This window comes from Protofrankia sp. Cr2 (assembly GCF_963555885.1).
GTDB lineage: Bacteria > Actinomycetota > Actinomycetes > Frankiales > Frankiaceae > Protofrankia.
The window spans coordinates 35,980-56,634 of record NZ_CAUVXG010000012.1; the positions used below are offsets into that span (position 1 = coordinate 35,980).

The 20,655-nt window shown below is 66.4% G+C and carries 21 protein-coding genes; 12 read left to right on the forward strand and 9 right to left on the reverse strand.

The genetic code is table 11. The features are described 5' to 3' along the window. Positions 1 to 131: 131 nt before the first annotated feature. Positions 132 to 1,103, reverse strand: coding sequence for a helix-turn-helix transcriptional regulator (locus U9978_RS08370; RefSeq protein ID WP_416210900.1), 972 nt, complete (start codon positions 1,101 to 1,103; stop codon positions 132 to 134). Positions 1,104 to 1,157: 54 nt separating this feature from the next. Here U9978_RS08370 and U9978_RS08375 point away from each other — a divergent pair, with 54 nt between their 5' ends. From U9978_RS08375 to U9978_RS08385, 3 genes are all read left to right on the forward strand, one after another. Then, entirely contained in the window at positions 1,158 to 1,892 is a 735-nt protein-coding gene (locus tag U9978_RS08375) for an alpha/beta hydrolase (protein ID WP_322760494.1), read from the forward strand. 367 nt (positions 1,893 to 2,259) lie between these two features. Continuing rightward, complete coding sequence (locus U9978_RS08380; protein WP_322760495.1) at positions 2,260 to 2,544, forward strand: type II toxin-antitoxin system Phd/YefM family antitoxin; 285 nt, start codon at positions 2,260 to 2,262, stop codon at positions 2,542 to 2,544. Further along, positions 2,544 to 2,825, forward strand: coding sequence for a type II toxin-antitoxin system RelE/ParE family toxin (locus U9978_RS08385; protein ID WP_322760496.1), 282 nt, complete (start codon positions 2,544 to 2,546; stop codon positions 2,823 to 2,825). The genes U9978_RS08380 and U9978_RS08385 overlap by 1 nt, the downstream gene beginning before the upstream one ends. A 118-nt stretch (positions 2,826 to 2,943) precedes the next feature. On the opposite strand, the gene U9978_RS08390 is transcribed toward U9978_RS08385, so the two are convergent. After that, entirely contained in the window at positions 2,944 to 4,425 is a 1,482-nt protein-coding gene (locus tag U9978_RS08390) for an ATP-binding protein (RefSeq protein ID WP_322760497.1), read from the reverse strand. A gap of 205 nt (positions 4,426 to 4,630) precedes the next feature. Between U9978_RS08390 and U9978_RS08395 the strand changes: the two genes are divergently transcribed. The 6 genes from U9978_RS08395 to U9978_RS08420 all read left to right on the forward strand — a co-directional run bounded on the left by U9978_RS08395 (position 4,631) and on the right by U9978_RS08420 (position 6,699). Continuing rightward, a complete protein-coding gene (locus tag U9978_RS08395; RefSeq protein ID WP_416210895.1) occupies positions 4,631 to 4,918 on the forward strand; it encodes a type II toxin-antitoxin system Phd/YefM family antitoxin in 288 nt (95 codons plus the stop codon). Continuing rightward, on the forward strand, positions 4,915 to 5,304 hold the full coding sequence (locus tag U9978_RS08400) for a type II toxin-antitoxin system VapC family toxin (protein WP_322760498.1): 390 nt from the start codon (positions 4,915 to 4,917) through the stop codon (positions 5,302 to 5,304). The genes U9978_RS08395 and U9978_RS08400 overlap by 4 nt, the downstream gene beginning before the upstream one ends. Before the next feature lie 211 nt (positions 5,305 to 5,515). Continuing rightward, positions 5,516 to 5,791: a hypothetical protein gene (locus U9978_RS08405; RefSeq protein WP_322760499.1), complete on the forward strand. Its 276-nt coding sequence runs from the start codon at positions 5,516 to 5,518 to the stop codon at positions 5,789 to 5,791. After that, a complete protein-coding gene (locus tag U9978_RS08410) occupies positions 5,704 to 5,973 on the forward strand; it encodes a hypothetical protein (protein ID WP_416210896.1) in 270 nt (89 codons plus the stop codon). Before U9978_RS08405 ends, U9978_RS08410 begins: the two co-directional genes overlap by 88 nt. A gap of 142 nt (positions 5,974 to 6,115) precedes the next feature. Next, positions 6,116 to 6,322, forward strand: coding sequence for a CopG family transcriptional regulator (locus tag U9978_RS08415; protein WP_322760501.1), 207 nt, complete (start codon positions 6,116 to 6,118; stop codon positions 6,320 to 6,322). After that, positions 6,319 to 6,699 carry a type II toxin-antitoxin system death-on-curing family toxin gene (locus U9978_RS08420; protein ID WP_322760502.1) on the forward strand — a complete coding sequence of 127 codons (381 nt, stop codon included), beginning with the start codon at positions 6,319 to 6,321 and terminating at the stop codon, positions 6,697 to 6,699. The genes U9978_RS08415 and U9978_RS08420 overlap by 4 nt, the downstream gene beginning before the upstream one ends. Positions 6,700 to 6,942: 243 nt before the next feature. Here U9978_RS08420 and U9978_RS08425 read toward each other — a convergent pair whose 3' ends face one another. From U9978_RS08425 to U9978_RS08435, 3 genes are all read right to left on the reverse strand, one after another. Further along, the gene (locus U9978_RS08425) at positions 6,943 to 8,976 is read right to left on the reverse strand and encodes a PKD domain-containing protein (RefSeq protein ID WP_322760503.1); all 2,034 of its coding nucleotides are present in this window, start codon (positions 8,974 to 8,976) and stop codon (positions 6,943 to 6,945) included. 109 nt (positions 8,977 to 9,085) lie between these two features. Next, a complete protein-coding gene (locus tag U9978_RS08430; RefSeq protein WP_322760504.1) occupies positions 9,086 to 9,304 on the reverse strand; it encodes a hypothetical protein in 219 nt (72 codons plus the stop codon). 18 nt (positions 9,305 to 9,322) lie between these two features. Next, positions 9,323 to 10,354: a GTPase family protein gene (locus U9978_RS08435; protein WP_322760505.1), complete on the reverse strand. Its 1,032-nt coding sequence runs from the start codon at positions 10,352 to 10,354 to the stop codon at positions 9,323 to 9,325. 141 nt (positions 10,355 to 10,495) lie between these two features. Between U9978_RS08435 and U9978_RS08440 the strand changes: the two genes are divergently transcribed. Then, entirely contained in the window at positions 10,496 to 14,008 is a 3,513-nt protein-coding gene (locus U9978_RS08440; protein WP_322760506.1) for an AAA family ATPase, read from the forward strand. 172 nt (positions 14,009 to 14,180) lie between these two features. Here the strand turns inward: U9978_RS08440 and U9978_RS08445 are convergent, their stop codons facing one another. Next, positions 14,181 to 15,887 (reverse strand): protein kinase domain-containing protein, encoded by a 1,707-nt coding sequence (locus U9978_RS08445; RefSeq protein WP_322760507.1) that lies wholly within the window; start codon positions 15,885 to 15,887, stop codon positions 14,181 to 14,183. 308 nt (positions 15,888 to 16,195) lie between these two features. Between U9978_RS08445 and lat the strand changes: the two genes are divergently transcribed. Next, the gene (gene lat / locus U9978_RS08450; protein WP_322760508.1) at positions 16,196 to 17,602 is read left to right on the forward strand and encodes an L-lysine 6-transaminase; all 1,407 of its coding nucleotides are present in this window, start codon (positions 16,196 to 16,198) and stop codon (positions 17,600 to 17,602) included. Further along, positions 17,602 to 19,128 (forward strand): aldehyde dehydrogenase family protein, encoded by a 1,527-nt coding sequence (locus U9978_RS08455; protein ID WP_416210897.1) that lies wholly within the window; start codon positions 17,602 to 17,604, stop codon positions 19,126 to 19,128. The genes lat and U9978_RS08455 overlap by 1 nt, the downstream gene beginning before the upstream one ends. Before the next feature lie 28 nt (positions 19,129 to 19,156). Here the strand turns inward: U9978_RS08455 and U9978_RS08460 are convergent, their stop codons facing one another. The 3 genes from U9978_RS08460 to U9978_RS08470 are packed head-to-tail and all read right to left on the reverse strand — an operon-like array spanning position 19,157 to position 20,579. Then, positions 19,157 to 19,564, reverse strand: a complete 408-nt coding sequence (locus U9978_RS08460) for a DUF5615 family PIN-like protein (protein WP_322760510.1) — start codon at positions 19,562 to 19,564, stop codon at positions 19,157 to 19,159. Beyond that, on the reverse strand, positions 19,561 to 19,992 hold the full coding sequence (locus U9978_RS08465) for a hypothetical protein (RefSeq protein ID WP_322760511.1): 432 nt from the start codon (positions 19,990 to 19,992) through the stop codon (positions 19,561 to 19,563). Before U9978_RS08465 ends, U9978_RS08460 begins: the two co-directional genes overlap by 4 nt. Positions 19,993 to 20,024: 32 nt before the next feature. Beyond that, positions 20,025 to 20,579 carry a Uma2 family endonuclease gene (locus U9978_RS08470; RefSeq protein WP_322760512.1) on the reverse strand — a complete coding sequence of 185 codons (555 nt, stop codon included), beginning with the start codon at positions 20,577 to 20,579 and terminating at the stop codon, positions 20,025 to 20,027. Positions 20,580 to 20,655: the final 76 nt, after the last annotated feature.

Below are 20,655 nucleotides of genomic sequence, written 5' to 3' on the forward strand. Positions count from 1 at the left end.
CCACGCGGCGATCACTGTGGCTGTAGTACTATGCCCCCGCGATGGGACTCCGATCTACTCCCGTTGCAGTCGTTCGCTCTGGTCTACACGGAGAAAACACACCGCCCTGAACCGCGTGAACCCGGCCAGATTCACCTTCCGGAGGGGCGGGACGCCACGGCGGCCTTGAGCCGATCGGCGAGGGCGGCGACTTCCACGCGAAGGGCGTCGGGCTTGTCGATGGTAAAGGACCAGCCGAGTCCGGCGAGCATCTGGGCCATACCGTCGAGCCTTTCGACTCGGGCTTTCAACAACACCCCGTCGGACCGTTCGGTCAGTGTGCCGATGGTTGGTGGCAGCCGTCGTTTCGCCTCGTCGGGCGTGGTATGCAATACCACGGCAACCTCATGCTTCCAGGCAACGGCTGCGATTCCCGCCAGCACGTGTTCGGCGGGGTCGAAGCCGGATGGTACGTCGTAACTGCCGTCAGCCGGACGGACCTGGGCGATGCGGTCGAGCCGGAATGTGCGGACCTCACCTCGGAGATGGTCGCGCCCCGTTACGTACCAGCGGCCAGCGTGGAAGACGAGCCCATACGCGTCGAGCGAGCGTTGACCGCTGCGCCCATCCCATGCGGTGTAGTCAATGGTGACGGTGCGCCGCTGGTGGGCGGCTTCGGCGAGCTCAAGCAGGACGGTTGCCCCGGGCGGGACACCCACACGGCTGGGCGCGGTGAACCGTGTGGTGGACAGCAGCGAGCCCAAGCGGTTCGCCAGTGCGCCTGGCAGGACGCGTTGCAGCTTCGCCATCGCGCTATCGGCCGCAGCGACCTCGGTGGTCAGTAGCCCGGAGCGGCGGCCGGCAGTGAGGCCGAGCACGACCGCGATGGCCTCGTCGTCGGTCAGCATGAGTGGCGGGAGCTTGTAGCTACGCGCCAGCCGGTAGCCGCCGTAGCGGCCGCGATGGGCCTCAATCGGGATGCCGAGGTCGGCAAGGTGCTCGGCGTAGCGGCGTACGGTCCGCTCATCGACGCCGAGACGCTCAGCGATTTCACCGACCGTGTGCTGGCCACCACCCTGCAACAGCCCAAGCAGAGTGAGCACGCGCGCCGTGGGCCGGGCCAAGATTCTCCACCAATCCGGTCGGATGTTGTCCGGTATCGACTCTACGTTGATCACATGGCGACCTACGTACTGGTTCCCGGATTCTGGCTCGGCGCATGGGCCTGGTGCCCCGTTGCTCAACCGCTGCGCGAGCGCGGGCACAATGTGCATCCGGTGTCCCTTACCGGCATGGCCGAGCGTGCGAGCCAGGCGCAGCCCGATACCGACCTGGAAACCCACATCGACGACGTGGTGAACCTGCTGGCCTCGTGCGACCTACACGACGTGATCCTCGTCGGACACAGCTACGCCGGTCTGGTGATCACCGGAGCCGCCGACCGGCTCCCCGAGCGCATCGAGCAACTCGTCTACGTCGACACCGGTCCTCTGCCCGACGGCATGTCGCAAAACGATTTCACACCGCCCGAGCAGCAGACGGCCAATGCAGAACTCGTCGCGAATTACGGCGACGGCTGGCAGCTACCGCCGCCCCCGTGGGCGGCGCTCGCCGCCTCCGTCCCCGACGTCGACGATGCGGCAATTGAAGCGCTCACCACCAGCTCGGTCCCGCAGCCTTGGGCGACCGCCACCTCACCGGCACGGCTGACCGGCAAGTGGGAGAAGCTGCCCCGGCTGGCGATCCTCTGCACCTTCACGATCGAACAGGTCCGCGCCATGGCGGCAACCGTGCCCGCCCTCCGGCACATGGCCGGAGACACCTGGCGGTACACCGAGCTACCTACCTGGCACTGGCCGATGTTCAGCCGCCCCGCAGAGCTCGCCGAAATCCTTGACGGTGCCGCCCAGTAGGTCGCGCATCGGATCAGCGGTTTCCCTGCGAGCGCACCGAGGGTTTTGAAGGAAGCGACCATCTGCCTTCTGGCCGTGGTCGACCGCCTTTGAACACGCGGCTTGCTGGGTACTGCTCATGGGCCGCGCCCAGTATGCGAGCAGACCCGTTCATCAGCACGCCTGCTTTGAGCTGCGCATTGACTTCGCGCCAGAACGTCATGGCCGACCTAGCACCCACGAAGGGTGGCTCGACCGCGGCCAGTCGGCCCGCTGGCGATCCGGGACGTCGGCGAGCTTGGCGGGTGGGCGGCGGACCTACGGCGGGAGTCAGGCCACCCGGTCGCCAGAGCGGTCAGAATAATGACCGGTCGCTATTGTGGCCCTCATGGAGACCATACCGATCACCGAGGCGAAGACCCGGATTGCCGAGCTGGCGGAGCGGGTAGCCAGAGAGCATGATCACTTCACGATCACGCGCAACGGGCGCGCGGATGTGATGCTGATCTCTGTCGCGGAGTACGAGTCGATGCGGGAGACCCTCGACCTCTTGTCGGACAACGAGGCTCTCGCGGATCTGCGGCAGTCGCGGGAGGATTTCGCGGCCGGCGACGTCTTCGCTTTGGGCGAGGTCCGGGCCGAACTGGAACAGCGGCGCGCCGGGGGCGGGTGATGGTCGCCAGCGGCGCGCCCTACGAGGTCGCGCTGCCGCGCAGGGCACGTAGAAACCTCCACGAGGACCTGCCCTTGGAGGTCGCGGCCGCCGCGCTGGAGACGATCCAGCGAGCGATCGCCGTGAACCCTCACCGGGTCGGGAAGCCGTTGGACGAGCCTTTCGACGGCTTCTACTCGGCCCGCCGCGGGACCTACCGCGTCATCTACCGGATCGACGAGGCCAAGCACCTGGTAGAGATCCACTCCATCCGGCATCGGCGAGACGTCTGCCACCCGTAGGTCTGCGCGCTCTACGCGGCGACCCGGCCGGAAGGCGCGTGCCGGGTGACGACGTCCACTCCCTCGATCGCGTCGTCGGTGGCGCCGGATCTGCGCCAGCGATCGGCAAGTCGCCCGGTCAAGACCTCCGGTAGAGATCGTCGAGGCCGACCAGAACGATGCCGGTGTCCTGCGCGGCGACTCCCCGGAGTTCAGCGCTGAACCCGGCGCCGCTGTAGCAGGCAAGCTTCGCGCTCTGGGCTCCGAGACGTCCCTGCGTGACGAGTAGGGCGCGGATCCGGCGGAGTCGCTCGAGATGGCCAATACCCATGGTCTCACCCCACTTCGCCTCCCCGATCGCGATCAGTGGTGCGTGGTTGTCGTCGTCGAGACCGAACGCGACGACGTCCAGTTCGTGGCTGGTCTTGTTGGCCGGGTCGTTGACGGTTCCCGCGCCGACGCGGTTGGGGTAGTCGCCGAAACGCCCGGCCGGTGCCAGATGCCGGGTCCAGTGGCGGCAGATGTGTTCGAAGTGCGGGCCCAGGACGTTGCCGACGAACCTGCGCTGGCTGCGTTGCCATAGTCCGGTGGCGTCGCGGGTGTACTCAAGGTCGGACCAGATCGGGCGCATCACCGCGTGGTAGAAGGTCAGGAGCGGTTCGGCGATCCAGAAGTTGGTCCGGTTGTTCCTGAAGACGTCGGGTTCACGTGTGATCATGCCGCAGTCCTCGAGGACGGTCAGCGGATGTGCCAGGTCACCGGATTTGCGGCCCAGGTAGGAGGCGATGCCGCCGCGGCTGCTGTTGCCGGCCGCGATCGCCGCGAGCACCGAATGGTACAGACCCGTGTCGCGCAGGTCCGGTTCGTCGGCGAGTAGATACCGGGCCTCGCGGAACAGCGGGCTGGTGGGGGAGAGCACGGTGCGAATGACCCAGGGGCCGAAGTCGTCGGGGCCCGCGGGCACGTCGTCGCGGGCGAATTCCCGGCGGTAGGCCGGGGTGCCCCCGACGATCGCGTTGACCTTGAGGGCGGTGACCGGGTCGTCGACTCCCCAGAACTCGGCGGCGAGGCGGTAGTCCAGGGTCGGTACGACGAGCTCAAGGCCGGCGCGTCCCCGCAGCGGTGCGTTGCCCCCGAGTAGCCGGCCCATGAAGGACATGGCTGATCCGCACAGCAGGAGACGGGTGCGGCTGGTGTCCCGTTCCGCGCGCAGTGGGGCGAGTGCGTTCTGGATGACCGACGGCAGACTCGGGTTGGCCTTGGCCAGGTATGGGAACTCGTCGATGACGACGGGGACGCAGCGGTCGCGGCCGAGTGCGAGCAGGGCGTCGACGGCGCTGTGCCAGGTGTGGAAGGTCAGTGGGGCTGGGACGTCGAGGTGGTCGGCGAGATCGGCGCCGAGCCGGCGGAGCGACTCGCCGTCGGCGGCTTCGTCGGCGGCGAAGTAGAAGCCGCCGGTCGCCTGGCACAGCGCCCGCAGGAGGAAGGTCTTGCCCTGGCGTCGGCGGCCGGACACGACACCGAGCGTGGCTCCGGCGCCGGGATCGGTGGCGAAATCGGCGAGGGCTCTCCACTCGGACTCCCGGTCGAACATGTCGTCCGGCCTGTGCAGCACCTGCATCGCAACGATCTCCCAGACTCTTTATTTCACAGAATCAGACCTATGATAACTACACCTATGACAGATCCTGCCCTGGTGGCGGTGCGTGCTGTACAGCGTCCGTCCGAACTCCGGGCCGTCCGACGTCTGCGCCGTGGCTGACGTCCGATCCGCCGGCGGGCACCACATCGGCCGGACGGTGTCTAACAGTTGTTAGACTCCAGGTATGACTGCTGTGAGCATGCGGGATCTCAGCCATGCCGTAGGCACCTGGGTTGATCGCGCCCATGAGGGAGAGACGATCATGATCACTCGCAATGGAAGGCCCTGGGCAAGGCTGATGCCCGAACTGGCCCAGACAGGCAGCGACTACCTGGACCAGCTCCTGGCCGAGGGGCGGGTCGCCGCGCCGACAGCGAGCCTGGCCGACCTCCCGGAGCCGACGCCCACCGGCAGTTGGGATGGTCGCGATGCAGCCGAGGTGATTGCGGAACTACGCGAGGAATCCATGTGATTTATCTTGATTCCTGCGCTCTGGTGAAATTGACCCGGCCGGAGCCGGAGACGCCTGCGCTACGTTCCTGGCTGGCGGCCCGGTCCCGACCGGCGGTGTCGTCCGCGCTGGCCATGCTCGAAGTGACGCGAGCGGTGCGCCGCAGCGACCCGGCTGCTCTCCCACGGGTATCCGACGTGCTGTCGCGAGTCATGCTCGTGCCCGTCGAGCAGTCGATCCTCGCCTCCGCCGCGGCCCTGACCGATCCACTACTGCGCTCGTTGGACGCCATTCATCTCGCGACGGCACTCCGGCTCGACGTACCGTCACTCGTCCTCGTCACCTATGACAAGCGCCTGTCCGCCGCCGCGAGCCAGGAAGGTCTGGCCGTTGCCGCGCCTGGCTGAGGGCGAGTCTGCGTAGGACGGACGATGTGCTGTTGTCCTCGTCGGCGAGTAGATACCGGGCCTCGCTGAATAGCGGGCTGGTGTCCCGTTCCGTGCGCAGCGGGGCGAGTGCGTTCTGGATGACGGACGGCAGGCTCGGGTTGGCCTTGGCCAGGTTTGGGAAATCGTCGATGACGACGGGGACGCAGCGGTCGCGGCCGAGTGCGAGGAGATGGCGACACCGCACGACCGGCAGACCCGCGCGGCGATCGCCGGCTACGCGGACGCGCTGACCTACGTGCAGCAGGCAGCCCGGTTCGAGGTGTTCACCTACCATCCGATGCTGCTGTCGGTGCTGCACTTCACGATGATGCGCAGTGAGCTGGAACGGTCACCCGGCCGGTACCGGCCGGGGCTGGTGTGGGGGAGCGGAGGGTCGCCGCGCTGTACGCAGGCATTCGTCCGGGCGGGGTGCGGCGCGGCACCTATGCCCGGGACGAGGGGCTGACTCCCGATCAGGCGATCCGTGACCTGGCGGGGCTGAAGAAGGCCGGGTTGATCGAAGAGGTCGGGCACGGCCGGACGCAGCACTATGTCGCAGCGGGGCCGATGGCACAGGCGCAGCGGTCGGTTCGCGGTGCGCACGCGGATCGAGCGTTGCGCGACCCGTACGGCGGGCAGCAAGACTGACCCGTGCCGGCCGGACCGTCGAGTAGCTCCGCGTCGGGAAGCCAGGCCGGGAACAGCGCGGTCGCGGCGTCACCGCTGCACCCGTCGCGGACGCACTCGTCCGCACGACCGGCTTCTGGTATCGGGGCGGTATCATCTCGGCATGGCCTTTACGGTGCGTACCGACCAAGAGCTCGAAGACGCCCTGACCGCACTGGCCGCCAGCGAAGGCATTTCCCGGCAGGAGATCATCCGGCGTGCGGTCCTGGAGCGCTACGAGCGGGCTGGGCACACTGCCCGGGTACGGGACAGCTCCAACCGCATGATCGATCGATGGGGGGATGTGCTCATCCGGTTGGGCACAGTGTGAGTCGCGTCGCGTATCTCGATCTGGAGGACCTGCTCATGTTGGTACGCGACCTGGGCGCCGGTCCGGTGCGCGACATCGGTCTGCTTGACGCGGCGACGGCCCGCCCCCGGTCGAGCGCCTTCGGGCAGGACGCCTATCCGACCCTTGCGCTCAAGGCCGCCGCGTTGCTGCATTCAGTCGCCCGCAACCACGCTCTGGTCGACGGCAACAAGCGCCTCGCCTGGCTGGCGACCGTGGTGTTCCTTGACATCAACGGCCACTTGGTCGACCTGACCGACGACGCGGCGTTCGACCTCGTCATGGATGTTGCGCAGGGTGCGGCGGAGGTCGAGGACATCGCGGCTCGGCTGTGCGTCGTCCCGCTGGACGGCGGGTAGCCGGTCCACCGGCCGGACCACGCGGCACAGCCCCAAAGCGCACAATGTCCACCGCCGAGCATGACAGTGCCACCGGTCAGTGCCAACCGATCAGCGGCGGCGGGACCTCTACCTGGCCACTATCGAAGACTTTCTTCACGACCACGGACACCAGCGGGACTTACCGTCGATGATGGGCAAGCCACGGTCATGGTCGAATTAGGGCATGACCGTGGCTTCGCTTCCACCTGTACGGACCGCGGATTAGCCGCAGGGGTTTGACGTAAAGAGCAATCCCAGGTCTGGCGCCGACACCTGAGCTTGGAACCGGGTGGTGTCAGCAAACGGCAGGACACGGACCCGGCTCGCCATGACGACTGGAAGCGTGCTAGGTCGCCAGAATACGACATATGAGTGGGAGCGCCAGTTCGTGCTTTGTAGGTCAACGGTTTGAACCGGGACCGCAGGCTTGACGACACACGTCAATTGGCTCACCGCGGCACCCTCACCTTGTCCCCACTCCGCGACCGCGACGATCGAAGCCTTGTTGGGGACGCTGATACCGGTCGTGAATCCCGAGAACTGCTGTATGTGATCACTGTCACCCCAGCCCTCGACACTCTCCGCTGCGGACGGGGCTTTGAGTTCCTTCGCCGAGCCCAGGCTCTTTGCCACGACTCCCGTTATGCCGCTGAAGACTGCCTGGGCGGCAGGAAACTGGAGTATGCAGCCATGGCCGTGTTTCAGCTGGTCGGTTTCCAGACAGCTCACGACCTTGTGCCCGTCGGCCAACGGTGAGACGTTCCACCATGGCGGAGCCACGACGTCATTACGGTTTGTGGCGTTGAACAACTGTAGTGGGCCGACACGGCTGAAATCACCAGCTGTCCCGAAGACCCGTTCCGCGCGCCAGTCATAGGATACGTCGCTGCGAAATCCGCCGAGCGTCCAGGAGTTGCACACCGTGTAGAACAACACGTTGGTTGGTCCTGGTGTTGCGACACGGTTGTCGCCGCGTGAGGTGCCACAGTAGTCCGCGATGTCCTCCGCTGTGGAGGTGCTCCGGTTTTCGGGCCAGAATCCGTACAGCATCGAGTCAAGAGTGATCACAGGAGTGCTGTAACTGTCCCTGGCCGCCGCCCATCGGGCCGCGACGGTACCGCCTTCACTGTAGCCGACGAATATCAGGTTCGCATCGGGGTGTTTCGCTCGGATCTGTCTGACCTGATCATCGAGGTACTGTGCAGTTGTCGCCAGCGGTTTGTGCGTATCGGCGCCGCCGTAGGGCAATGGCGCTGCCTGGCCGTTCGGGCCGAGATAGGAGAACGGTGACCAGAACAGCCGCGCACCGGCTCCGTCGTTGCACTGCTCGGTTACACTGTCCGCAGGTACGTTCCCGCAACCGAGGAATGCCAGAAGATCGCGGTAGGTATCGCCGCCCACCTGTTCGTATGCTCCTTTTTTGGAAGCTACACCGAGGGGTGCGATGCCGTTCAGCAGCACGAGAACGGTGTCCACTGGTACCTTTACCTGCTTTGTTGTGGTATTGCGGATTCCTAGGCTGGACGCCACGGTCAACGAGACGTTCCTGGCCCCGGTATTGGTATAACTGTACGTGTGCGTGATCACAGGAGTCGACGCGGACACTACGGGTGTGCCATCGCCGAAGTCCCAGTAATACGTTGCGGTCGATCCGGCCGGCACGGACGACGCGGAGGCGTCAAACCGCGTGGCGCGGCCAGTTGACTCGGACTGGCTGGCGAAATCGGCCGTCACGTCGTGCTGGTCGATCGCCGGTAGTGGGATCGGGTCAGAGGCGTAGGAATCCCCGGCACCGGTTGAACCCGACCGATCCAGGACCACGATCAGTCGTTCCGTGCCAATGCCGTCTCCCATCGTCACGGTACTGCCGTTCGGAAAGTGCTGTACATACGGAAGCGGGAGAGTGAAGCTGGTCGAACCAGAACCCCCTGCGTCTGTCGTCAGGCCGACCCCGGGAACAACGAGGTCGTTGTCCGGGTAGCAACCCGGCGCTTCCTCCCACGCTTCGACCGTGAAGGGTTGGGAGGGGTAGAGGTTGTCGTTTACGTTGATGCCAACGGTGATTTGAGATTCTGCGCGGGTAACCGTGACCGAGCCGGCGGGTTCGTTGTGGGAATTGCCATCGCAGCCGATACTGCCGACTCGGTAAAGTGTGACGGTGGTGGATGCGGACGCCTGCGCGTTGGCCGACTGCTGGACCGTGACAAATATGCTCAGAAGTAAGAGTCCGGCTATCAGGATTCGTAATTTACGCATACGGAACTCCGAGGGTTGGTTTATTGCGAGGGTAACGACGGGGTCGACACATGGTGGGCGCAGGCTGCGGTGACTACCCACGCCCACCATGCATGTGCCAGGTCGATGGCTATTTCCCGCGCAGCCAGTCCCAGACCTCCCGGACGATGTCGAAGGTCACGTCCACGATGATACCCAAGACTTTCTTGACTGCCTTCTGAATGAGACGACTGATCTCGTGCTCGTCCTTCCGTTGTACCGCAACGTCAAGCTGGATGCGGTATTCGGTGTTCTGCTTCCGCCGCTGCTTGACCGCATGGATGATGTCGTCGTCGCTCAGTGTCGTCATGATTGTTCTCCTTGCTTCCTACCGGGCTGCTTTGAGGGAAAGATTCTGGAGGTCGAACGCCTTGCGTCCGCGTTTGGCGTCCCAGATCACGAAGTTGCCGTATCCGCGGACCGCGTCCACCGGTACGTCGGTGACTCTGTCGATATCGTCGAGGAGTCGTTGGAAGCGGAAGACGGCTCCTGGCCCGAGCTTGTTGACGACCGTAACCATCAACGGCAGTAGATTGAAACGGAACAACGCCGAACAGGGCAGGACGCGATGATTATCGCGTAGCCGGGAGAAGATTTCGGCATGCGCCGGATAGCGTGCCGAATACTTGTCGCACACGGTCTGGGTGAAATGCCCATGGTAACGGACGGTGTATTCGTCGAAGCTCAGGCGGCTGTCAGCGACGTCGAACTGCGCGTGGTTGTAGGTGCTGGACGTCAGCAGGTCGTGCCACGGTTCCAGGAAGACGCTCTCATAGTAAGCGGATTTTTCCTCCAGTCGGGCAGCGAGCCGTCCGCTGGGCGCGAACGATCCCGTTTCACCGTGCATGTCGAAAACCCATGGCGGCGGGGTCAGAATGTCGGCCTTCGTGAGCACGAAAGTCAGCTTGCTCATCAGACTCAGCTGTTGTGACGGGGCGACGGCGTTCAGCATCTTGCCGAGGCACAGCTGGTCGTACGTGGTTGATCGGTTATCCGCGTGAATTGCCCAGATGACAATATCAGATTCTATCAGCTTTTTCTGGTACATTTTCAGATAACGCGTGTCGGCGCTGCCAGACTCGCCTATGCCTGGCATATCCCAGAAAATCATGGAATGTCCCGAGATGCCGACTACGGAGACCGGTTCAGGCACCTTGGTGACCGGTCGGACGTCGCCGGTCGCCAAGTCGGTGCCGAACAGGGCGTTGAACAACGAGGATTTTCCCACCCCAGTTGTTCCCATGATGGTGGCACTGAGTGGACGACCTTCCTGGACCGCACGCTCATGTTGCACGTCCGCTTGGATCTGTTTCATCTGGTGTTCATTCAGTCCACTGGTCGAAAAGTTTTCGATGTTCACTGTTCGGCCCACCTCATATGCTTGAGTCGCTGGTCGCGTCCAGCGGGATTTCGGTCGTGGTACCACTGTGTGGGGCGGTCCTTGCGGCAACCTTGCGAGGGCCGGATCGGTCGCGGACCTCAAGCTGCAAGGTTGGTGGACATGGCTGATGTCGAGATCAGGGTGCTCGGTCGTGTTGACATTGTGATCGACAGGAGACCGCAGAAAATCGCGCCGCAGGAGGCGCAGACGTTGGCGGTGTTGGTCGCGGCCGGCGGGCCGGTACGGCGGGACGCACTGGTATCCGCGATCTGGGAGGACGACGAGATACCGGAAGCCGACGGGTTGTCGCCGATCATCTCCAGGCTGCGCGCAAAACTCAGACGTGGCGGGCTGGACGTCCGGTTCGCTCGGGAACTACGTGGGTATGAGCTGGCGGAGGTATCACGGGGCACCCATTCGGCGGCCGTGGATGCCCACAGGTTTGTGGCACATGTACGGCAGGGCCGGGAGCTGCTCGAGCGTGGCAGCGTCGCGGCGGCCTTGGACGTCTTCCTGACGGCCGCGAGTGGATGGGGTGGTGGCCCGTTCGACACCACCGGCAGGGACTGGACTCTGCCAGGGGTCTGCTGTGACTTTCGTGATCGGCTCGAAAAGCAGCGGGCCTACCTTGTCCGTAGTGTTGCCCAGCTTGCGTTACGGTCGGGCCGTTACGAGGATGCAGCATTTCTTGCCAGCGCATCCATCGGCATCGGGCAGGGTGACACGGACGCAGTCTGGCTCCTGCGTTTTCTCGTCACCCTGCGGGACGAGGGCGTAGCTGCTGCGGAGGAGGTCATTGTGTCGCGTCGCGAGCGGATTGGCCATGACGATGCTGTAAGCCGCGCTTGTGACCTGCTGGCCGCGCATGACGACGGTGTTGATGTGCACCAACGGCAGAACGGCGTCTTGGGGGAGCACGGGCGAGGCAGCCCGGGAATAATGATCGGCCGACAGCGGGAGATTGCTGTTGCCGCATCGTTACTCGACCGGGTGGCGGCTGGATCGCCAGCCTTGTTGGCCATTCGTGGTGCGGCCGGAGTCGGCAAGACTCGGCTGTTGCGGGAACTGGCACAACTTGCGGACGGTACGCGGGTGCAGATGGATGTGATCACGTGTCAGGAACTCGATGACCTGCAACCATGGCGTTTCCTCATTGGCACGTTGTGGGCGTGCGCGCGACGTGACCTGTCCACCGGACCCGGTCCGCTCAGGCCTGCGGAGTACAAGATCCTGACCGACTTTCTGTCTGCGGCGGCCGTCGCGACGCCCGCCCCACCGGGGCGCGAACGTGACCCTGAGCAGCTCGCTTCCATGTTCTGCAAACTGCTACTCCTGATCGCGCGGGGCCGGGGCCTTCTCGTCGTATTCGACAACGTCCACCTGTTCAGTCCGGTCGCACACGACTTGCTGGGCAGTGTCAGAAGAAGACTCGGCCACGTCCCGGTCGGCTTTGTTCTCGCGGGCAGGCCGGGCGAGGGGTGGCGCGACATCCCCGAGCTGTCGCGTGACATCATCCCACCACTGCTCCTGTCCGCACTGCGCCCGAAGGATGTGCACCAATGGCTTGATCAGATGTGGGACCGTGAGCCGACCGGGGCGGAGGTTGCCGAAGTTGTCCGCGTCACCGGCGGCCTCCCGCTGCGGCTGTGCGAGGTGACGGAAGCAGGCAGGGGACCGGCTGTCCTGCTTGAGCTTCGGCCGGGTCAGTCCTCCGACCCGTTGCTCTGGCTTGCGGCCGCGGCGATCACCAGCGTTGGTCAGGAGATCGATACCACGCTGGTTGCTCAGATGCTTGGCCTGGACGAGGAAGAAGCCGATCGCCAGCAGGTGGCCGCCGTGGCCACCCGGGTTGTCGAGTCACACGATGGTGTCCGCTTTCGTCATGATATCCGGCGCGAAGAGGTCCTCGCGGATGTTGAGCGGGACCCGGCCTTTACCCGATGGCTGCATGCCAGGGCGTTCGCAGTGTTCGGAGAGCGGACTCGATCACCTGGCTGGGTCGATCCTGCGCTGCCGGTGCGGCGAGCACGCCATGCCCGCGCCGCGGGAAGGGACCTGCCGCAGAAGCAGGTCGCGGCGGCTTGCCTCGATGCAGCCCGGGCGGAAATGGGTGGATTCGGGACGGATGCGGCCGTGGTGTGGGCCGAAACAGGTCTTCGGCTGCCCTGCGAGTCAGCTATCCGAGTTGGCCTGTTGATTACCTTGGGCGATGCTAGGGCTGATATCGGCGATATGCACGAGGCCGGCCAGCAGTACTTACAGGCGTATTATGCGGCCGAGAGTCAGAATCTGCCGGCGGCGCAGGCGGCAGCGGCGATTCAACTGGCCCGCAGATGGTCCGACCCCGGTCAGGTTGACCACGAACTCCTGCAGATCATCCGGAGCAGTCTTGCCGCCTTGGAAGACAACCCTGATGAGGACTCGACGGCCCTGCGCCTGCGGCTGCGCGCCCACCTTGCGCACAAGTTGACGATGGCAGTGCCTCAGGACAGTCCTGAAGCCGGCATCCATATCCGACCCGGGGTGGCCCTGGCTCGCGACACGCTGCGGGAACTGGCGCCCGACTACGACCCCGCCGTGCGGTGCGAGGTGTTAAACGAATGCCGCTGGGGCCTCTATGATTTCGCGGCGCCAGCGGAGCTCGTCGGTATAGCCGAGCAGCTTCACGACGCGAGCATCCGTGCCCGGTCCGTTTACTTCCGCAGTGAAGCCCTGGTTGCGTTGGCGATCGACCAGCTCAGGCTCGGCCGTGTCCCAAGCGCGTTGTCCACCGTCAACGACCACCGTCGCTATGTCGCCCAGAACCACCGGCCTCTCGGGCGGTGGTTACAAAATACCCTGGACATTGTACTCGACCTCTGGTTTGGCAGGTTCGATGCAGCCGCGAGGCGGATATCCGGCGAATCCCAACCCGCAGTCGAGGAGTTGGAAGCCAGCCTCGTCGTGCCGGCCGGCACGTTGCGGCAGACCTGGATGGGTCAGGTCTACTGGCTGCTGCGCGAGCAGGGAAAAATGGCGGATCTGTTCGGCTCCGGTATGGCCGACGGGGTTGAACAGCATGGGTATTTTCCTATCTGGACCGCCGGGCTGGTCCTGGCCCACTGCGAAGCAGGACACTACGACGAGGCGGTGGACGGGCTCACGGCACTGGTCGACGAGATGGCTGACCTCGCCGCACTGCCACCGCACGGGTGGGCGGTGCCGACCTTGTCGCTGCTTGCGGAATCCTGTGTAGCGTTGACTGAGGCTCAGGTCGGCACTCACGAGATCGCCCGCCTGATTCCGCTCCTGCGCGGGCTACTTGCCGGGCACGCCGACGAGATTGCCCTTGCAGGATGGCCGACCGTCCTGATCGGACCGGTCGCGAGGTTCAGCGGAATCCTCGCGTTGGCCGCCGGAGATTCGGCCGAAGCGCTACGGTACTTCGATCGGGCAGACCGGCTCATCGGCTCGTCGCGTCCCCATCGGGCGCGGCTGCGGCTGGACAGGGCGAAGGCAGTGCTGTTGGATGGCGGCTTTGGCGCCGGCCGCGAAGCCACCGACCTCGCGCGTAAGGCACTGCGCACGGCCGAGAGCCTGGGCATGGCGCTGCTTGCGGTGCAGGCCCAGGCTGTGCTCGACCAGGCGAGCTGAGTCGTGGTCGGATGCCCGGCGGGGACAGGGCTGATGTGCGGGCGGGTCGGTGAGAATGGCGGGCGTGCCCGTTGATGCTCCGGATCCATATCCTGCTCCCGTTTCTTTCCCTCCTCCACGTCCCCTGGGGTGATGTCCACGGTCCAGCGCCGGGCGAGATGAAGTCATCCGGTCAGCGGCGGCTGCGGTGGACGTTGGGGTCGCTCGGCGGGATCGTCGACGGGTCGGTGTTGAGCTTCTTGCCGTCCCAGCGGAACGTCACATCAGCCGTGCCGGCGGTCGGGCAGCACACCTTGTCCGACGGCTCGTACAGGTCGTAACGCAGAACGCTCACCATCTGCGTCGCGGACACGACATGGATGCCGGCGCTCGGCTCGATGAAATCCTTACCGATCATATCGGTGCCGACGAAGAAGAACGCGAACTCGCGGGATGTGCCAGCGGAGCCGGTGTCCCGGCCGATGAGGACGTTGAGAGTCCGGCCCGTGAGGAAGCCGGTCTGGTCGGTCACCGCGTAGCCCTGCCCGTTGACGATGTTCGACGCCTCGGCGAGGGTGAGAGGCCCGTGCGTCGGTGTCGGTGTCGGTGTCCGAGACGGGGTGGCGGTCGGCGTCGCGGTAGTGGGCCGGCCCGACGGCGTCGGGCTCCGGTGGGTGGTTGTGGTCGCGGTCGCCGCCGGCGTCGTCTGCCCCGCCGCCGCCAGCCCGCCGTTGTCCCCGGTGGGGGAGCCGTGCCCGCTTAATGTCATGGCGGCGATGATCCCGCCGACGACCGCCAGCGCCAGGACGGTTGCCAGGACCGCGGCAAACGTGCCGCGCCGGCGGGGCCGTGACGGGCTTGGCTGCGACTCCCGGTACGGCTCGTCGCCCCGGTGCGGTGCGGCTGGCGGGTACGGCTCGTCGCCCCGGTAAGGCTCGCCGCGCACCGGCCCGCCGCCGGCCCGCGTCCGGTATGTGGGTGAGCGGAAGGTCTCCTGCGCCTGCTCGGACGGTGCCTGCGGCGGGGTGGGCGGCAACGACCACCACTGCGCAAGGGCGGTGTGTGCCGCCCGGACGGTCTCGCCAGCGTCGACGATATCGTGCCCGACGAGCCCGGCGACGAGCTGTGTGGCGGTCGGGCGCCGTGCCGGATTCTTGTCCAGCGTCCGGGCCAGCACCGCGGTGAGGGCCGGTGGCACACCGGTCAGGTCGGGGGCTGCGGTCATGATCTGGACGGCGATCGCTTCGGGGCGCTCACCCCGGAACGGCTGGCGGCCGGTGGCGGCGAACGCGACGCACGCACCCCAGGCGAAGATGTCGGTCGGCGACCCGGCCCGGTCACCCCGTAGCTGTTCGGGTGCCATCCACACCAGGGTGCCGATGAGCACGCCGGTACGGGTGTGGCTGGTCGAGTCCGACGACCTCGCGATCCCGAAGTCGATGACCTTCGGGCCATCCCAGGTGACCAGGATGTTGGATGGTTTGAGGTCGCGGTGGACCACCCCGGCCGCGTGGATCGCGACCAGCGCGTCGGCGAGCCCGACCGCCAGCCCGTCGAGCAGGCGTCCGGTGAACGGGCCGCGCTGGGCCACCGCCTCGGTCAGGCTGCGGCCCTCGACGTATTCGGTGGCCATCCACGGGCGTGGGCCGTCGGTGTCGGCGTCGATCACCGCGGCGACCGACATGCCGCGCACCCGCGCGGCCGCGGTCACCTCGGTGCGGAACCGGTCGCGGAACTCGGGGTTGTCGGCGAGCCCCGGCGAGGGCACCTTGACCGCGACCGGCTTGTTGTCCGCGGCGAACCCGAGGTAGACGATGCCCATGCCGCCGGCGCCGATCCGGCTCTGTAGACGGTACGGACCGACCTCGCGCGGGTCGTCGTCCGACAACGGCTGGAGCACGTCTTTTCCTCCTCCTTGCCACCCGCCCGCCCGCTCGATTGGCGGATGGTGTCCCCGATTGTCCCTGATGCGTTCGCCCGTGCGTGGCAGCGCTGCTCCGGTGACGTCGGCTATGCGACATCCTCCATCTCGGGGGAAAAATTTTGTCTTGAATCCGGGTTGCAAGGATAGTATCTTGACGATCAAGAGACATTTGCCGAATGTTTCGCCGTCTTTGCGAGAAACGGACGTTACAAGAAGTAGATCTTGCGGGAAGTGGTCCCGGCGAGGTGTGCTCCACGCGAGATGTGCGCGGAAGGAGGGGTGGGATGTCGACGACACCTGCCGCGGTCCCCATGCGGGGCCGGATCTCCCTGGTCACCGGGAGCCCGACCGTGGCCCACCGCCCGGTCACACCGGACCGGGTGCTGGAGGTGCTGGGCCGCCACGTCCGCACCGACGGCTTCGACATCGTCCTCGACACTGAGCACAGCCGCGGCAGCTGGCTCGTGGATGCCCGTGACGGCCAGCGCTATCTGGATCTTTACAGTTTCTTCGCATCGGCGCCGCTGGGGGTCAATCCGCCGGAGCTGACCGGCGACCCCGATTTTCTCGCCGAGCTGACCGCCGCGGCGGTCAACAAGCCGGCCAACCCCGACATCGCCACCGCCGCCTACGCAGGGTTCGTCGAGACGTTCGCCCGGGTCCTCGGCGACCCGGACCTGCCCCACCTGTTCTTCGTCGAAGGCGGAGCGCTCGCCGTCGAGAACGCACTGAAGTGCGCGTTCGACTGGAAAAGCCGCCGCAATGCCCAGGCGGGGCGGTCGCCGTCGCTCGGGATGCGGGTGCTGCACCTGCGCCACGCCTTCCATGGACGCAGCGGCTACACCCTGTCGGTCACCAACACCGACCCGGTCAAGACCGACCGCTTCCCCACCTTCGACTGGCCGCGGATCGACACCCCGGCGGTCACCTACCCGCTGGACGACACCCGCTTGGCGGCCCTCGCCGCGGCCGAGGCGGGCGCACTCGCCCAGGCCGAGGCCGCGTTCGCCCGCCATCCACACGACATCGCCTGTTTCCTGGCCGAACCGATCCAGAGTGAGGGCGGCGACAACCATCTGCGGGCGGAGTTCCTCACCGCGATGGAACGTCTGTGTCACGTCCATGACGCGCTGTTCGTCCTCGACGAGGTCCAGACAGGGGTGGGGAGCACCGGGTCGGCCTGGGCCTACCAGCAGTTGGGCCTGCATCCCGACGTTGTCGCCTTCGGTAAGAAGGTGCAGGTCGGTGGGGTGATGGCGGGCCGGCGGGTGGACGAGGTGCCCGACAACGTCTTCTGTGTAGCGGGAAGGATCAACTCGACCTGGGGTGGCGGGCTGGTCGACATGGTCCGCTCCCGGCGGATGCTGGAGATCATGGAAGCTGACGGATTGTTCACCCGGGCCGGCGAGCTCGGCGCTGACCTGCTGGCCGGCCTGTGGGAGCTGGCCCGGCGCCACCCGTCGTTGGTGACCAACCCGCGCGGGCGCGGCCTGCTGTGCGCGATCGACCTGCCCGCACCCGGAATCCGCGACGAGGTGGTGTGCCGGCTGCGCACCGAGGAGCATGTGCTGGTCCTGCCCGCTGGTCTGCGGGCACTGCGCTTCCGGCCCGCGTTGACCGTTTCGGCCACCGAGCTCTCCCTCGGCGTGGATGCCCTTGAGCGGGTACTGACCAGCGTCCCGGCCACGTGATGGGATCGGTGAGCCGCTCGACGAACCCCGCCCATCTTGACGAGGTCGTCGCGGAGATCGTGCTTGCCAGCCCCGCCGAACTGCTGGCTGCCTGCCGCATCGCCCGGGACGCCCAGCCCGGCTGGGCCGATGTGCCCGCACCCGTGCGCGGAGCCGTCATCGCGAACCTCGGGCGCCTGGTCGAGGACAACGCCGACGCGCTCGCCCAGCTGGTCACCCGCGAGGTCGGCAAGCCCCTGGCCGAGGCGCGCGGTGAGGTACAGGAGATCATCGACACCTGCCGGTTCTTCCTCGGCGAGGGCCGGCGTCTTTACGGCGAGACCGTGCCGTCGGAACTGCCCGACAAGCAGCTGTTCACCTTCCGGGAGCCGGTCGGTGTGATGGCCGTAATAACTGCGGGTAACTTTCCGGTGGCGGTTCCGGCGTGGTACATCGTCCCGGCATTGCTGTGCGGCAACACCGTCGTGTGGAAGCCTGCCGTCTACGCGGCCGCGTGCGCCCAGGCGTTCACCGAGCTGGTTCACCACGCCGGGGTACCCGCCGGCGTGCTGGGCCTGGTGCCCGCCGAGGGGGCGGAGACGTTCACCGGCCTGGAGCGGGCGCTGGAGGCAGGGTGCGTCGACAAGGTCGGCTTCACCGGCTCGACCGAGGTCGGACGGATGATCGGTGAGCTGTGCGGCCGGCACCTGCAGACCCCCTGCCTGGAACTCGGCGGGAAGAACCCGATGGTGGTCGCACCCGACGCGGATCTGGACGCCGCCGTCGCCGGGGCGGTGTTCTCCGGCTTCGGCACGGCCGGGCAGCGGTGCACGTCGCTGGGCACAGTGATCGTGCACGCGTCGTTGCACGACGAGTTCGTTCGCCGGTTCGTGACCGCGGTCGAGGCGGCGGCGATCGGTGACCCCTTCGCCGACGTCCTCTACGGGCCATTGCTCGATCGGCGGTTCGCCGCTGGTTTCGAACGCACCCTCGGGTTCATCCGTGACCATCACCGGGTTGCGGGATCCTCGGCGGTCGGGCGGATCGACGCGGCCCGCCCGCGCAACGGGTTCGTCGGCGTCGCCGAGGCCGGCCTGTACTACCATCCGGTGATCCTCGACGGTGTGCGTCCCGGTGACGAGGTGTTCGGTGAGGAGACGTTCGGCCCGATCGTCGGCGTCACCACCTACGGCCACCTCGACGAGGCGATAGAACTGGCCAACGCGCCCGGTTACGGCCTGTCTTCGTCGATCTACACCAATGACCCGGCGACGGTCTTCCGGTTCCGCCGCAGGATCAGCGCCGGCATGGTCAGCGTCAACAACTCGACGTCCGGGGCCGAGGCGCACCTGCCCTTCGGTGGCAACGGCCGGTCCGGTAACGGTTCCCGTCAGTCCGGACGCTGGGTGCTCGACCAGGTCACCCGGTGGCAGGCGGTCAACTGGGACTACTCCGGCCACCTGCAGAAGGCCCAGCTGGAAACCGGCGTCCCCGCAGCCGACCTCACCTTCCGCATCCCCGGCGGCTGGCCGCCACCGACAGGTTGATCGCCGACGGATGAGTGGGTCGTCCCGGTCACGCTGGGCGTAGCCATTCCTCCAGCGCGGCGTTGTCGAGCGTGGTCCTGCGTAACCATGCGTCGAGCGCAGTGACGAGCGGTTCGTGGTTACGCCGCGTCCGTGGGAATGTCCGGTTGCTGGTGTAGATCATCCCGATCATCTGCCCGCCTGCCTCGTCGGCGGCCACGAGTAGTCGGCGGAAGTCCTTGACGTTTTCCGTGACTATCCAACGGTTGTGTTCCAGAGCCCATGCGTAGAGGTCGGCGTCCGCCATGGCTCGCAGGCTGTCGTCCGCCGCGACCGCGACGACGTCATGTCCGAGATCCCGCAGCCGTTGCGCTACAGCCGGGGCGTGCATCTCGTCCAGGATCAGAGCGATGGCATGGGGTCCACCATCACCTGACGGGTCGTCCTGGTCGGTCACGCAAGCAACCGCAGCTGAGCCTGGTCTGCTTCTTCGGCGGCTCTGGACTCCGCGTCGGCCTGCTCGATCTCGGCGTCGATCTCCTCGCGGTAGTCGAGGTAGTACCGCAAGGCGGTACGCACCTTTGCCACGGGGAGGTTCAACAGCTCGGCGGCTGCCTCGACGGCACGTGGCCCACGCTCGTCCAACTCCCGAAGAGTCTTGATGACCTCCCACAGGTCGGGACCGGTCACGAGCGCCGCCCGGCGACCGGTCGGGCCGTCCTTGAAGGTCACACCTGGATGTTCGGCCTGGCGCAACCCCTCGTCGACCAAGCGCTGCGCGAGGCCGGAAACGGTTGCCCCCGGTAGCGCCTGTGCCCGGCGCCGTAGCCGGGCGAGCAGTTCCGGGTCGAATCGGATCGATAGTGGCGCACCCATGTAGTGCATTGTAGCCTCTGTACTACGACATCCCGCGGTCGTCAGCGGGCCCAGTGGGGGAGCAGCGCCGTGAGGTCGAGGTCGACCGGGAACGGTTCGGTGACGGTGAGCCGTTCGCCGCTGCCGGACACCGTGTAGGCGTCGCCGCGGCCGCGCCGGTAGGTCGTCACCCGCGGCGGGGACGGTTCAATCCGCCAGTAGTACGGAATGCCGAACTGGGCGTACAACGCCGGTCTGGTGGTGCGGTCCTCAACGTGGTTGCCAGGGGATTCGATCTCGATGGCGATGACGACCTCGGCGGGAGCGAACCAGTGCCGGCCCGGTTCGTCGCTGCGCACCACCATGAGGTCGGGGATGCGGGTGAGCTGTCGGCCGAACCGGATGTCCACGGCCATCGCAAGGGCGAACGGCTCGGTAGCGAGCGCGTCAAGCGCGGCGAAGAGTCGGGCGCTCAGGGCCTGGTGCAGGTTGGAAGCCGACGGCGACACGCTGAGCGACCCGTCGGTCAGTTCGTAGCGGTGGCTGCTGACCGGCAGTTCGTCAAGGTAGTCGGTGGTCCACCCATCCGGCGGAATCGCGATCAGCGGCTCGCTCATCAGCGCGTCCTTCCGTTCATCTCCGTAACGCAAGTCTACGTCGGCGTGCCGACGGGAAGGCCCGTCTCCCGGGCTG

Bases quoted from the DNA above. Each gene is read 5' to 3' on its own strand.
- U9978_RS08425 (WP_322760503.1), bottom strand. From the start codon at position 8,976: ATGCGTAAATTACGAATCCTGATAGCCGGACTCTTACTTCTGAGCATA.
- U9978_RS08375 (WP_322760494.1), top strand. From the start codon at position 1,158: ATGGCGACCTACGTACTGGTTCCCGGATTCTGGCTCGGCGCATGGGCC.
- U9978_RS08430 (WP_322760504.1), bottom strand. From the start codon at position 9,304: ATGACGACACTGAGCGACGACGACATCATCCATGCGGTCAAGCAGCGG.
- U9978_RS08395 (WP_416210895.1), top strand. From the start codon at position 4,631: ATGACTGCTGTGAGCATGCGGGATCTCAGCCATGCCGTAGGCACCTGG.
- U9978_RS08380 (WP_322760495.1), top strand. From the start codon at position 2,260: ATGGAGACCATACCGATCACCGAGGCGAAGACCCGGATTGCCGAGCTG.
- lat (WP_322760508.1), top strand. From the start codon at position 16,196: ATGTCGACGACACCTGCCGCGGTCCCCATGCGGGGCCGGATCTCCCTG.
- U9978_RS08465 (WP_322760511.1), bottom strand. From the start codon at position 19,992: ATGCACTACATGGGTGCGCCACTATCGATCCGATTCGACCCGGAACTG.
- U9978_RS08385 (WP_322760496.1), top strand. From the start codon at position 2,544: ATGGTCGCCAGCGGCGCGCCCTACGAGGTCGCGCTGCCGCGCAGGGCA.
- U9978_RS08415 (WP_322760501.1), top strand. From the start codon at position 6,116: ATGGCCTTTACGGTGCGTACCGACCAAGAGCTCGAAGACGCCCTGACC.
- U9978_RS08470 (WP_322760512.1), bottom strand. From the start codon at position 20,579: ATGAGCGAGCCGCTGATCGCGATTCCGCCGGATGGGTGGACCACCGAC.
- U9978_RS08405 (WP_322760499.1), top strand. From the start codon at position 5,516: ATGGCGACACCGCACGACCGGCAGACCCGCGCGGCGATCGCCGGCTAC.
- U9978_RS08455 (WP_416210897.1), top strand. From the start codon at position 17,602: ATGGGATCGGTGAGCCGCTCGACGAACCCCGCCCATCTTGACGAGGTC.
- U9978_RS08440 (WP_322760506.1), top strand. From the start codon at position 10,496: ATGGCTGATGTCGAGATCAGGGTGCTCGGTCGTGTTGACATTGTGATC.
- U9978_RS08390 (WP_322760497.1), bottom strand. From the start codon at position 4,425: ATGCAGGTGCTGCACAGGCCGGACGACATGTTCGACCGGGAGTCCGAG.